Origin of the sequence: Zoogloea sp., assembly GCF_041914405.1 — a bacterium.
GTDB lineage: Bacteria > Pseudomonadota > Gammaproteobacteria > Burkholderiales > Rhodocyclaceae > Zoogloea.
On the sequence record NZ_JAYSDK010000012.1, the window covers coordinates 37,666 to 51,555 of the forward strand.

Genomic DNA, 13,890 nt, shown 5'->3' on the forward strand with positions numbered 1-13,890 from the left:
ATCGTGGTACCGATACGCAGCACCAGCCGGACGCGAGAATTTATAGTTTATCCTGCCTCATCTTTCGTTTCTGTTGATTTGCCGCAAGGCAACAAAAACGAGAAACATGCGCCCTCCCCCGGCGCGCTGTCGACCCACAGCCTGCCGCCATAATGCTCGACGATCTGCCGGCTGATCGGCAAGCCGAGGCCGGTTCCCTGGGGCTTGTCGGTCATCGCATCGCCGCCCTGGCGGAATTTCTCGAAAACGATGCCCTGCTCCTCGGTGCTTAAGCCCGGCCCATTGTCCCGCACATCGACGCGCAGCCCCTCGGATGTTTCGCGCAGCGCGATCGTTACCCGCCCCTTGCCCTGGGCGACGAACTTGACCGCATTGGACAGCAGGTTCAGCACCACCTGCACGAGGCGATCCCGGTCCGCCAGCAGCAGCGGGACACGCTCAGGGAGCTGGACCACCAGCTCGACCTTGCGGTCCTTGAAAAGCTGGCTGGTGGCCGCCACCGCCTGCTCGACCACCTCGATCAGGCTGACCTCCCCGTTGTGCCACTCGGCGTGACCAGCCTCCAGCTTGGCCATGTCGAGGACCTGGTTCACCAGGCGGGTCAGGCGCTCCGCCTCGCTGACGATGATGGCCAGGAAGCGCGTCCGGTCGGCCACGTCGATCTCCGGATCCTCCAGCAACATCTCGGAAAAAGCGCGGATCGAGGTCAACGGCGTACGCAACTCATGGGTCACCGACGACATGAAATCGTCCTTAAGACGATCCACTTCCTTGAGACGTTCGTTGGCGGCGCTCAGTTCGCGTGTAGCCGCCTCGAGCTCCTGCGACTTCTGTTCCAGGCGATGGGAATAGGCCAGGATCTGAGAGGCCTCGTCGAGGATGTTCATCACCTCGTCGAGGCCCAGCGGCTCTTCCTGCACGACGGAGGCCACCATGACCCGCGCCGAGGCGCTGCCAATGGCCCCCGCCAGGGTGGTCTCGGCGAAGTGCACGAGGGCCGCATCGGCCTGCAAGGCCTCCACGCCAGCGACCCCGCGGCTCTCCGCATAGTCGGCGAAGACCTTGTAGGCGCGCTCCCGGCCGATGAAGCGCCCGATCAGCGGCAGCAGATCCTTGACCTGCGCGCTGCCGCGCCAGAATGCCTCGCCATCGGGACGCGTCTGCTTGAAGACATCGACGAACAATGTCGCCTGCCCGGCCTCAACCGCGTTAGGGCGCCGCCGCAGGGAAACACAGACATAGGCAGCGATGTTCGCCAGCAGGCTCCAGTACAGGCTATGGGCGATCGGGTCGATGCCTTGCAGGCCGAACATCTCCTGCGGGCGCAGGCTCTCGATGCCGAACAGGCCGCTACGCAGGAAATCCGCCGGCAACCAGCCCGACTTGGCAAAGGACGGCAGCAACAGCGTGTACAACCAGACGGCAAAGCCACAGGACAGCCCCGCCAGCGCCCCGCTCCGGGTCGCCCCATGCCAGTACATGCCGCCGAGCATGGCCGGTGCAAACTGGGCCACCGCTGCGAAACTGATCAGCCCGATGCTGACCAGCGCATGAGCCTCGCCGGCGAAGCGGAAATACAGGTAACCAAGGAGCAGGATCAGCACGATCGCCCAGCGCCGGATTCCCAGCAGGACGCCGGACAAGTCGGCCTCGCCCTGCAGCGGCAGCCAACGGTAGCGCAGCAGGAAAGGCATCACCAGGTCGTTGCAGACCATCGTCGATAGCGCAATCGTCTCAACGATCACCATGCCCGTAGCCGCCGACAGCCCGCCGATGAACACGAGCAGGGCCAGCCAGCCATCGCCGAATGCCATCGGCAAAGTCAGCACGAAGGTATCGGCATCCACGTCGCGCCCCGCGAAATGCATCATCCCGCCCAAGGCGATCGGCAGCACGAAGATGTTGATCAGCAGCAGGTACAGAGGGAACAGCCAGATGGCCCGGCGCAGGTGATTTTCGTTGACGTTCTCCACCACCCCCACCTGGAACTGACGCGGCAGGAACATCAGCGCCAGCATGGACAGCAGGGTCATCGCAAACCAGCTGCCATAGCTGTTGCCGCTGGCGCCCATGGTCATCAGGCGCGCCAGCCCGGGGGTTGCGGCCGCGCGGGAGAACAGATCCGCGAAGCCGTCGAATATCCCGAAGGTGACGTAGACACCGACGGCCAGGAAGATCAGCAACTTGACCAGCGACTCGAAGGCCACCGCCGCCACCATCCCCTCGTGGCGCTCGGTGGCATCCAGGTGGCGGGTACCGAAGAGGATCGTGAAGGCGGCCATGATCAGCGCGATGTACAGCGTGGTGTCCGTCAGCCAGGGCATGTTCGCCGTCTTCGGCGGCATTACGATCGCCGGATACTGAATGATGATCGCAAAACTGGTAGACACCGCCTTCAGTTGCAGCGCGATATACGGAATCACGCCGAGCACTGCGATGACCGTCACCAAGCCGCCGAGCAGATGGCTCTTGCCGTAGCGGGAAGCGATGAAGTCAGCGATGGAGGTGATCCGCAAGGTCTTGCTGATCCGCACCATTTTCAGCATGACGAACCACCACAGCCCAACCATCAGGGTCGGCCCAAGGAAGATCGGCACGAAACCGAAGCCCGACGAGGCCGCCCGCCCGACACTGCCGTAGTACGTCCAGGTCGTGCAGTACACCGCCAGGGACAGGGCGTAGATGGAAGGATGGGCAATGAGCGAACGGCCGGCATCCGCCCGCTTGTCGCCCGCATATGCCACTGCAAACAGCAGCAGCAGGTACAGGAGGGACACGACGACGACCATGCTGCCGGTCATGATGCACGTCCCGTGGCAGGCAGGCTTGGCATGTTCATCGACGAGTGCCCGGCTAGCGCTCGATGATCCAGGCCATCAGCGCAATCAGCACCGCCCAGACCCCGAACACGTAAAGGTAAAGCACGGGAATGCCTGCCAGGCTGGCCTGGACATCGAAAATGGCCAGCACCGGGTAATTCACCGCCACGCAGCCGAAAAGGAACAGCGCTACCAGGCGCTGCCCGGTCAACGTCGCCTTGATCATCTCCCCTCCCCCGATGCCAGCGTTTTGATTGTGGTCGTTTTATAAACCGAAAAACCAGGCTTGGCGAGCGTTTCGGACGAGTCCGCCAGACAGGGCGAACCCCTGAGCGGAGAAGGCCCGTCCCCCGGGACACAGAAACGCTGGACGAAAAAAAGGCGCGATGAACGCGCCTTTTTCTCCCCCTCAACCCCCGGTCGAACTGCACCGGGTTCCTCCCCTGTTTTTTCGTTTCGACCAGTCCGCGGTCTCCATATATTTAGTTTTATGGTGGCCTGTGAGCCACCTGCTGCGGACTGCCCGGCCTCACGGCCAGGGATGTCGCGCCCGGCAATTGCCGGGCCTGGAATTACTTGAGCTGCTCGAGGATCGCCGGGTTTTCCAGCGTCGAGGTGTCCTGAGTGATTTCCTCGCCCTTGGCCAGCTGACGGAGCAGACGGCGCATGATCTTGCCGGAGCGGGTCTTCGGCAGGTTCTCACCGAAGCGGATGTCCTTCGGCTTGGCGATAGGGCCGATTTCCTGGCCAACCCAGTTCTGCAGTTCCTTGACCACCTTGGCGGCTTCGTCGCCGGTCGGGCGGGCACCCTTGAGGACCACGAAGGCCACGATGGCTTCACCGGTCAGATCATCCGGACGGCCGACCACGGCGGCTTCGGCCACCTTCTCGTGGGCCACCAGGGCGGATTCGATTTCCATCGTGCCCATGCGGTGACCGGAGACGTTCAGCACGTCATCGATACGGCCGGTGATGGTGAAGTAGCCGGTGTCCTTGTCGCGGATCGCGCCGTCGCCCGCCAGGTACAGCTTGCCCTGGAAGTCAGCCGGGTAGTAGGACTTCACGAAACGGTCCGGATCGCCCCAGATGGTGCGGATCATGGACGGCCACGGACGCTTGACGACCAGGATGCCGCCCTGACCCCAGGGCACTTCGGTACCGGTCTCGTCGACCACCGCAGCCTGGATGCCCGGGAAGGGCAGCGTGCAGGAGCCGGGGATCAGCGGAGTGGCGCCGGGCAGCGGGGTGATCATGTGGCCGCCGGTCTCGGTCTGCCAGAAGGTATCGACGATCGGGCAGCGGCTGCCGCCGACGTTCTGGTAGTACCACTCCCAGGCCGCCGGGTTGATCGGCTCGCCCACCGAGCCCAGCAGGCGCAGGCTGGAGAGGTCGTACTTGGTCGGATGCACCGCCGGATTGTTGTCGGCGGCCTTGATCAGCGAGCGGATCGCGGTCGGCGCGGTGTAGAAGATGCTGACCTTGTGGTCCTGGATCATCTTCCAGAAGCGGCCGGCGTCCGGGTAGGTGGGCACGCCTTCGAAGACGACTTCGGTCGCGCCGCAGGCCAGCGGGCCGTAGGTGATGTAGGTGTGACCGGTGACCCAGCCGATATCCGCCGTGCACCAGAAGACATCGTTCGGCTTGATGTCGAAGGTGTACTTCATGGTCAGGATGGCATGCAGCAGATAGCCGCCGGTGGAGTGCTGGACACCCTTCGGCTTGCCGGTGGAGCCGGAGGTGTAGAGCAGGAACAGCGGGTGTTCGGCTTCGACCCATTCCGGTTCGCAGACGTCGGACTGCTGGGCGAGCAGGTCATCAGCCCAGATGTCACGGCCGGCGACCATGGCGGTTTCGCCACCGGTGCGCTTCACGACCAGCACGCTCTTGATGGTCGGGCAGCCGCTGGCCAGCGCTTCGTCGGCAATGGACTTGAGCGGGAGAGCCTTGCCGCCGCGGTTCTGGCCGTCGGAGGTGATCAGCAGGACGGCGCCGGCATCGTTGATGCGGTCGGCCAGGGACTGGGCGGAGAAGCCACCGAAGACGATGGAGTGGGTAGCGCCGATACGGGCGCAGGCCTGCATGGCGACAACGCCCTCGATGGACATCGGCAGGTAGATGACGACGCGGTCACCCTTCTTGACGCCCTGGCTCTTCAACGCGTTGGCAAACTTGCTTACGCGGGCCAGCAGGTCGGAGTAAGTGACCTTGGTGATATCGCCCTTGTCGCCTTCGAAAATCAGCGCGACCTTGTCGCCGAGACCGTTCTTGACCTGACGGTCGAGGCAGTTGTAGGAGACGTTCAGCTTGCCATCGGCAAACCACTTGAAGAACGGAGCCTGGCTCTCGTCGAGAACCTGGGTGAAGGGAGTCTGCCAGTCGATCAGCTCCTTGGCGCGCTTGCCCCAGAAGCCCTCGTAGTCCTGCTCGGCCTCGGCGCACAGCGCCTTGTACGCTTCCATGCCCGACACGGCAGCGTTCTTGACCACCTCTTCGGACGGATAGTAGAACTTCTGGGTGGTTTCGCTCGTCATTTTTTCACCTCTCCTCGCGTTATGAGTGTGCAACTTCGGTTGCGATAAAACCTTGGCTGGGTGGGGAGCAAGACTTCTGGGCCACACCTGCTTTTATTAGCTTTTTTGGGCGGGCTGATCCTGGTTCCGGGCGCCATTAGAAGTTATCAATCTTACACATGACTTACACCCGTTCCGGTCAGGCCCGCCAGGGCATGCCGGGCGCGTCGATCCGTTCCCGTCAGAGGCAGCCCCTTCACTTTCATGCCATTTGCAAACAAACACTTTTGCCATAAACTCAAATGACATAACCCAACCATCACCACCGTCATGCCGCTTCGCTCCCGCCTGTTCCTGGTGTCTGTCGTGCTGCTCGCTGCCTGCACCTCCATGCCGCCACGGCAGGACACGGGGGCACACCTGGGCCGGTCGGTCACCCCTCCGCTAACCGGTGCAATGACGGCATTGCCGCCCACCCCGGCCCCATCCCAAAAGGCGGCGGCGGGCACCAAGCCGGAGACCTATTCGGTCGTTGTCACCAGCGTACGCGTCCAGGACCTGCTGTTCGCCCTCGCCAGGGATGCCCACGTCAACATCGACATCCACCCGGGCCTCAGCGGCACGGTCACCCTCAACGCAATCAAGCAGACCCTGCCACAGCTCCTGACCCGAATCGCCCGCCAGGTGGACATGCGCTTCGAACTCGACGGAGAGACCCTGCTGGTCATGCCGGACACGCCTTACCTGCACCACTATCGCCTCGACTACCTCAACCTCAGCCGCTCGATGTCCGGCACCGTCTCCACCAACACCCAGATCGCCACCAGCGCCACCGGCATCTCCCAGACCGGCGCCAACACCACGCCCGCGCCCTCCCTCGCCGGCGGCGGCAACGTCTCCACCACACGGATCGAGAACATCTCCCGCAACCAGTTCTGGGAGTCGGTCGAAAAGAACATCCGCGACCTGCTCCACGAAACTGACAAGGTCCTGCCGCAGGGCTCAAGCGACACCCTCATCGAGAGCTCGGAGACAAGCACGACCAGCGGCACGACCGTCCTAAGCACATCGGCAGCGGCCGGGGCACGCAACCGGGGGGCGGCGCTGTCGTCATCCCGCGCCGGAGTGCGTCCAGCCACCGGAGGCGCGCCGACGGCAAGCCAGAACAGCAGCACGACCCTGGTGCACAAATCCACCTTTCGCGAAGCCGCCTCGGTAGTTGCCCACCGGGAAAGCGGCGTCCTCAGCGTACGGGCCACCGGGCGCCAGCATGAAAAGGTCCGCGAGTTCATCGACCAGGTCATGAGCGCCGCACGCCGGCAGGTCCTGATCGAGGCCACCATCCTCGAAGTCAGCCTGTCCGATACCTTTCGGCAGGGCATCGAATGGAGCCGGGTACTGGCCAGCGGCACCCGCTTCGGGATCACCGGCCCGAGCCTTGGCAGCAGCGCCGGCAATACGGTGACGCCCTTCAGCGCGACCTTCTCGAGCGCCGGAGGCATCGATGCGACGGTAAAGCTCCTCGAAGGTTTCGGAACCGTCAAGGTACTGTCGAGCCCGAAGCTGTCGGTCCTCAACAACCAGACCGCAGCGCTAAAGGTCGTCGAAGAGTACGTCTATTTCAACGTCAAGGCCGACACCACCCAGACCACCAATGCCGGCGCCCTGACCACCGTCAGCACGACGCCCCAGGCGGTGTCAGTAGGCTTGGTGATGAGCGTCACCGCCCAGGTCGGCGAATCCGACGAAGTCATCCTCAACGTCCGCCCGACCATCTCCAGCATTTCCGACTTCCGGCGCGACCCCAACCCCAACATCCCGGCCGGCATCGCCAACCTGGTGCCACAGATCCGTACCCGCGAGATCGAATCCATCCTGCGCATCGCCAATGGCGAAACGGCCATTCTCGGCGGCCTGATGGAAGACCGCATCGACTACAAGACCGGCCGGATCCCGCTGGCCGGTGGCATCCCGCTGCTGGGCGAACTGTTCACCAACCGGGACAACGGCATCCAGAAAACCGAACTGGTGATCTTCCTGCGGCCCATCGTGATGCACGGGCCCAGCATGCTGGCAGAAGCAAACCATCTCCAGCGCCTGCTGCCCGATGCGGACTTCCTCAGGGAGTCCCCCCGCCCGGGCGAGCGCAACTTTCCGGAGCCCCCCGTTCTCACGCCCGCCAACCAGCCGGCACGCCCCTGAGCAAAGCCCATGAAGATGGACGCCATCCCGCGCCCGCTAGGCGCAACTTTCCTGCACCTGGGACTGATCAGCCAGGACCAGCTCGACATCGCGCTGCACGAGCAGCGCCGCGGCGGCGGCCTGCTCGGCCAGCAACTGGTGCAGCTCGGCTTCATCTCCGAGGCAGTGCTACGCGACGCACTGGCCGATGCCCTCGCACAGTCCAGCGTCGACCTGGCCACCCAGCTGCCCGACCCCGAAGCCCTGGCCCTCATCCCCCGCGACGTGGCCAGCCGCCTCAAGCTGATTCCCCTCAGCTACGACGCAGCACGCCGGCATCTGCTCATCGCCACCGGCAACAGCCACGACAGCGAGGCCCGCGACCAGGTGCTCAACTTTCTCCCGGTCGGAACCCGCATCGAGACCTGCCTCGCCGGCCAATCGGAAATTGCCCGCGCCATCGACCAGCTCTACGGCCATACACTGTCCATCGACGGGATCCTGCACGAGATCGAAACCGGCACACGGGATGGGCACCGCACCGGCGCCACACGTGGCGAATACGCACAGCCGGTCGTGCGCCTGATCGATGCGCTGTTGGCCGACGCCGTCAAACGCGGCGCCTCGGACATCCATTTCGAACCCGAAGCCGGCTTCCTGCGCATCCGCTACCGCCTGGACGGCCTGCTGCGACAGATCCGCGTGCTGCGCGTGCTCGACCGCCACCGGGGCATCGTCCCCCTCGACGAACTTGGACTGGCCCCCGCCGCCTTCGAGCAACTAAAGCGGATGATCTACCGCCCCGAAGGGCTGATCCTGGTCACCGGACCGACTGGTAGCGGCAAAACGACCACCCTCTATTCCATCCTCAACCACCTCAACACCGAGCACGTCAACATCATGACCCTGGAGGCCCCGGTCGAGTACCCGCTCGCCATGATCCGCCAGACCGCCGTCGCAGACGCCGCCCGGCTGGACTTCGCCAACGGCGTCAAGGCCATGCTGCGCCAGGATCCGGACATAATCCTGGTCGGTGAGATCCGCGACACGGACACCGCGCGCATGGCCCTCCAGGCAGCGATGACCGGCCACCAGGTGTATTCGACCCTGCACACCAACTCCGCCGTCGGCACGATCCCGCGTCTGCTGGACATTGGCATCCAGCCTGACATCCTGGCCGGCAACCTGATCGGCGTCATCGCCCAGCGGCTCGTGCGGCGCCTGTGTCCGACATGCCGGGAAACCCATCCGGCCAGCGAGCCCGAGATGGAACTGCTGGGTCTGTCCCCGGACCAGCCCCGCCCCCTGCTCCACCACGCCACCGGCTGCACCCACTGTGAGTTCCAGGGCTATCGCGGGCGGCTAGCCATCATCGAGCTGCTGCGGCTGAACCCCGACCTCGACGAACTGATCGCCCGCCGCGCCTCGCCCCGCCCCGCCCCGCGAGATCCTCGACAGCGCGCGCCAGCACGGCTTTGCCAGCCTTGCCGAAGACGGCATCCGGCGGGTCCTCGAAGGCAGCACCACCGTCGAGGAACTGGCCCGGATGGTCGACTTAAGCGGTCGCAGCCGGGCATGACCGATTTTGCCCACCGTGCCCTCGATCCCCGCGGCCGCCGGGTCCGCGGGCGCCTGCAGGCCACCGATCTCGCCGATCTCGAACTGCGCCTGCGCAACCTCGATCTCGACCTCCTCCACGGCAAGCCCGTCGGCACCACGCCCTGGGCGCGCCGGCAAGGCCCGGTATCCCGGCGGGAGCTGATCAAGCTGTGCTTTCACCTGGAGCAGTTCCTGCGCGCCGGCGTACCCATCCTCGAAAGCCTGAACGACCTGCGGGACTCGATCCACCATCCGCTCTTCCGGCAGGTCATCAACGATACAGTGCGCTCCATCGAAGGCGGCCTCACGCTGTCCGAAGCCCTAGCCTGCCACCCACGGGTCTTCGATCCAGTGTTCTGCAACCTGATCCGGGCCGGCGAGCTGTCCGGCTGCCTGCCGGAAATCCTTGACACTCTCTCGACAGCCCTCAAGCGCGAGGCTGAACTCGCCTCCCATTCGCGCCGCCTGGCCATCTATCCGGCCATCGTCATCACCGTCATCCTGGCCGCCCTCGGCGTCGCACTGCTCTTCGTAGTTCCGGAACTAGCCCGCCTGTTCCACAGCACCGGACGCCCCCTTCCGTGGCAGACCCGTCAGCTGATCGCCGTGGCCGGCCTGCTCGCCGACTAAGGCTGGCTGCTGGCAATCACCCTACCCGCCTGCGCCCTTGCCGCCCGCACGGCGCTAAACCGCCACGCCGCGCTGCGCCTGCGTTTCGATGCCGCGCTATTGCGCCTGCCCATCGTCGGCCCGATCCTGAACAAGATCATCCTCGCCCGGTTCACCGGCCTGTTCGCGATGATGTACGCCGCCGGCATCACCATCATCGACGCCGTGAAGGCTGCCGAGGGGGTGGTCGGCAACTCCGCCTTGCGGCAAGGGCTGCAGCAGGTCGGACAGGCCATCCAGGACGGGCGGCAGCTTTCCGAAGCCTTCCTCGCGGTGGGTCTCTTTCCCCCCTTGGTCACCCGCATACTGCGGGTCGGCGAGAGCACCGGCGCCATCGATACAGCCCTCTCCAACGTCAGCTACTTCTACGACCGGGACGTCCGCGAAGCGATCGAGCGCCTGCAGGCCAGCATCGAGCCGATCCTCACCCTCGTCCTCGGGGCGCTGCTGCTGGTCGTGATGAGCGCCATCCTGACACCGGTGTACGACATCATCACCCACATGCCACTCTGACCATGGGCCACCACCCGCTCCTTTACCTCGCACCGGATGGCCTGCATTGCTATCTCCGGCATCGGCACGCAACCGAGCATTGCGGGCATTTCCCCACCGACGCGGCTGGCCTCGAGGCCTTCTCGGGGTGGCTGCACGGATTGTCCACGGCCACCCCGTTCACGCTCCTCGTAGACCTGCCCGACGAGCGCTTCAGGATCGAGACCCTGCCCCATGTCCGGGGGCCGGATCGCCGACGCCTGCGGGAGCGGCGCCAGGCGCAGCTCTTGCCCGACACCCCGTTCGTTGCCCATCAATACCTCGACCGCGAGCCGTCGGGGCGGCAGGATGAGCGCATCCTCTTCGCCACGCCGGGCCGGCCTTCCACCATCACGCCATGCCTGGAAGCCATCGAGGGGCACGGCCACCGGCTGCAGCGCCTCGTGCCTGCTGCCTTTCTGGCCGCTGCTCTCGCCGCACACCTTCCTGCAACACAGGGACCATTGCTGTTGGCCATGCAGCCCCCCGCCGGCCTGCGTATCTCGTGCGGCGAAGGCCGCAAGCTCCTGTTCAGTCGCCTGAGTCCGGCATCACAGACCGAGCCGCCACCGCTTTCCCAGTGGCAGGACGAGGCCCGCCAGGTTCATCGCCATCTGCTCACGCCGGCAAACAGCACCCCCAGCACCACGTCGGATGCCGTCATTACCCCCGGCGAGCTGCGCTTCGCCCACTCCCCCCCCGTCGTCCCTGGCCAGCCCCCGCCACGCCAGGCCCACCGATGGAGACGACAGGCTCCTGCTGTTGCGGCAGCCCTGCCACCATGCAAGGCTGCCGCATGCCACGCCTGCCGCGGCCCTGCACGCCGGACGCCTTCACCTGGCTGGCCAGCTGATGGTTGCGGGAACAGCCATGGTGCTGGTCCTGTGCATGCTTCTCACCGTCTCCAACGTGATGGAAACCCAGACTCTCGAACAGCGCGGCGCGGCGGCCACCGCCCGCGGCGACGCCATCGAACGCGCCCTGGCTGCACTGCCGGCTGCCAGCCCATCGCCAGCCCATCCACTACCGCGCCTGCAAGCGACCCTCGACATGCTTCAGCGCCTGGAGGCCGAGACGGCAAGCCCAGAGCCAGCCCTGCACCAGTTGGCCGACACACTGGCGCCGCTGCCAGACGCCGCGCTCAAGCGTATCGAGTGGACTGCGAACGGCACAACCGGCCCCGAAAACGCGGCACCATCTCGCACCCAGGGCCTGGACCTGCACTTCGCACTTCCCGATGGGCTCGCACGGGAGCGGGGCAACCACGCGCAACGCCTTCTCGCCGCACTGAGTTCCATCCCCGGCATCAAACTCCACACGGAGCACCTTCCTGTCGAGATGACGGGCAGCCACTCCCTCAGCCCGGCGATTTTGGACGCGGAGGGCAGCACCAGCGCTCTCCGCGTCCATCTCGAAATCCCTGCAGTCCAACCATGAAAGCCGGGACAAAATGGCACCGCCCGGGCCTACGCACCCCCTTGACGGTCGCCGGGCTTCTCTTTGCCACAGGCGTCGCCCTCCTGGCCAGCAGTCATTACTGGCGAAGCAACGCCCAGCAAACGAACGCCGCTGCCGACTCCCGCCTGGCACAACGCGAAGCACGCGACCGCCAGTTCCGGGAAACCGAGCGGCTCACCGCGGACGCTCAGGCCGCCTGGGCGCGCTACCCGGACGAAGGACCCTCGGCAAAGATCGATCGCGTCAGCTGGATGGAAGCACTCCACGCCCTGCGCACCGCACCGGGCATCACAGTCACCGACTTCGAATTCAGCCCTGAGATGCCGACCGACGCGCAGCGAGGAACCACCGCGATGCCGCTGGTCAGCCTAGTCCCCTTGCGCATTCGGGCCACGGTCGCGCACGAGGAGCGGTTCATCGAACTGCTGGCGGCCCTCCGAAAAATCGGCCAGGTCCGCCTACGCCCATGCAGCCTATCCATGGCAGACGATAACGGCAGTTCCGACGGAGGGGACATCCAGCCGCTCAGGCTGGACGTCGAATGCCAGCTGGTGCTGCTCTTCATGCGTTCCGGCTAGCGTCCCGCTGCCCCCCATGCCCCAACATGCCCGCGGTGGACAGGCGGAACGGCCGCCTGCAGAATTTTGCAATCGTGGGCACGCGGTCCCACTCGTCAAGAACAACGGTGATGCGCAAGACGATTCTACTCATGGCCCATGACGTCACACTGGCGCACCTGGGCCGCCCGCTCCGGATCGCCACCTACCTGCTGGCCGCCGGTCATGACGTGATCCTCGCCGCATCACCCGACGCGAAGCGCTTTCTCGGCAACTTCAGCGGACGCTTTCACGCCCTGCGACCGATCGACAAGGCAAGGTTCATCAACAACCTGGCCCAGGGGCGTCCTGTCTTCGACTTTTCCACCCTGCTCGCTTTCGCCGAGGAGGACGAAGAAATCCTGCAGGCGTATCGGCCCGACCTGGTGATCGGAGACTTTCGCCTCTCCCTCTCCGCCTCCGCACGCCGCCAGCGGGTCCCTTACGCAACGATCACCAATGCCTACTGGAGTCCGGCACAGTCTCCCCGCTTCACCGTTCCCAACCTGCCGATGGTCGATTATCTCGGCGTCCGCATTTCCCAGGCCCTGTTCGACCTCGCCCGCCCCGTTGCCTTCGCCTACCACGCCCTCCCGATGAATGCGCTAAGACGGCACTACGGTCTGCCCAGCCTGGGCCTCGATCTGCGCAGTGCCTATACCGATGCCGACCTTGTCCTGTTCTGCGACGTTGCCGAGCTTTATGGCGCCTCGCCAGGTGCAACTAGCAACGGTATCTTCATCGGCCCCATCCAGTGGTCACCCGACATTCCCCTGCCCACCTGGTGGGACGCACTGGATCCAGAACGGCCAATCATCTATATCACTCTTGGTAGCTCGGGCGACGGCAAACTGCTTCCCCGCCTCGTTGACCGCCTGCGCACCACCGGCATGCAGTTGATCGTTGCCAGTGCCGGAGCCCCAGGCATCGAGACCGGCGGCCAGGTCTTTAGCGCGGATTACATCCCGGGGGATGCTGCAGCCGCGCGAGCCCGACTGGTTGTCTGCAACGGTGGCAGTCCCACGTCCATGCAAGCGATCGCGAGCGGAGTGCCCGTTCTGGGGGTACCGGGCAACCTCGACCAGTTCCTGAACATGCACTACCTGGAGAGCTGGCAGGCAGGCCTCACGCTGCGCAAGACTCAGTTGCTCTCCCCACAGGCGGAGACTGCCATTTCGGCACTGCTGACCAACCCTGTCTTCGGTGCTGCGGCCCAGCGCCTCGCCGCCGTATGTACCCACTACGACACCGCAGCCCTGCTTGGTCAGGCACTCGAACGGCTGATGCAGGATGGCGGCGTCCGCCCATGAACAATTGTTCAGACGCACGCAGATGGCGCGACCTCGAGTGTCGAAAATATTTACAGCATTCAAAAAAAACGCACTCAACAACAAGACAACAAACTGTTTTTATTGAATATTCTCAATCTGGCACAGTAGATGCATTAGGTTTTCCAGGGCCCTTTGGCACAATAGCTAACCGGTCAATGCGCCTGCGGGCGACATGCCCAGTCCCATAAATCCAAGG

Annotated in this window: 9 protein-coding genes; 6 read left to right on the forward strand and 3 right to left on the reverse strand. The window is 64.8% G+C overall.

The features are described from left to right. Positions 1-47: 47 nt before the first annotated feature. From ACE3RX_RS09375 to acs, 3 genes are all read right to left on the reverse strand, one after another. Entirely contained in the window at positions 48-2,804 is a 2,757-nt protein-coding gene (locus ACE3RX_RS09375) for an ATP-binding protein (protein WP_374482812.1), read from the reverse strand. Positions 2,805-2,853: 49 nt separating this feature from the next. Continuing rightward, positions 2,854-3,045 (reverse strand): hypothetical protein, encoded by a 192-nt coding sequence (locus tag ACE3RX_RS09380; RefSeq protein WP_374482666.1) that lies wholly within the window; start codon positions 3,043-3,045, stop codon positions 2,854-2,856. 346 nt (positions 3,046-3,391) lie between these two features. Further along, a complete protein-coding gene (gene acs / locus ACE3RX_RS09385) occupies positions 3,392-5,350 on the reverse strand; it encodes an acetate--CoA ligase (protein ID WP_374482668.1) in 1,959 nt (652 codons plus the stop codon). Between the two features lie 309 nt (positions 5,351-5,659). On the opposite strand from acs, the gene ACE3RX_RS09390 reads away from it, so the two are divergent. From ACE3RX_RS09390 to ACE3RX_RS09415, 6 genes are all read left to right on the forward strand, one after another. Next, positions 5,660-7,531: a type II and III secretion system protein gene (locus ACE3RX_RS09390; protein ID WP_374482670.1), complete on the forward strand. Its 1,872-nt coding sequence runs from the start codon at positions 5,660-5,662 to the stop codon at positions 7,529-7,531. Positions 7,532-7,540: 9 nt separating this feature from the next. Next, positions 7,541-9,739 (forward strand): ATPase, T2SS/T4P/T4SS family, encoded by a 2,199-nt coding sequence (locus ACE3RX_RS09395; RefSeq protein WP_374482673.1) that lies wholly within the window; start codon positions 7,541-7,543, stop codon positions 9,737-9,739. Between the two features lie 99 nt (positions 9,740-9,838). Further along, complete coding sequence (locus ACE3RX_RS09400; protein ID WP_374482675.1) at positions 9,839-10,291, forward strand: type II secretion system F family protein; 453 nt, start codon at positions 9,839-9,841, stop codon at positions 10,289-10,291. Between the two features lie 906 nt (positions 10,292-11,197). After that, positions 11,198-11,746, forward strand: coding sequence for a hypothetical protein (locus tag ACE3RX_RS09405; protein WP_374482677.1), 549 nt, complete (start codon positions 11,198-11,200; stop codon positions 11,744-11,746). After that, positions 11,743-12,345 carry a hypothetical protein gene (locus tag ACE3RX_RS09410; RefSeq protein ID WP_374482679.1) on the forward strand — a complete coding sequence of 201 codons (603 nt, stop codon included), beginning with the start codon at positions 11,743-11,745 and terminating at the stop codon, positions 12,343-12,345. The genes ACE3RX_RS09405 and ACE3RX_RS09410 overlap by 4 nt, the downstream gene beginning before the upstream one ends. 110 nt (positions 12,346-12,455) lie before the next feature. After that, positions 12,456-13,673, forward strand: a complete 1,218-nt coding sequence (locus ACE3RX_RS09415; protein ID WP_374482681.1) for a glycosyltransferase — start codon at positions 12,456-12,458, stop codon at positions 13,671-13,673. Positions 13,674-13,890 lie beyond the last annotated feature (217 nt).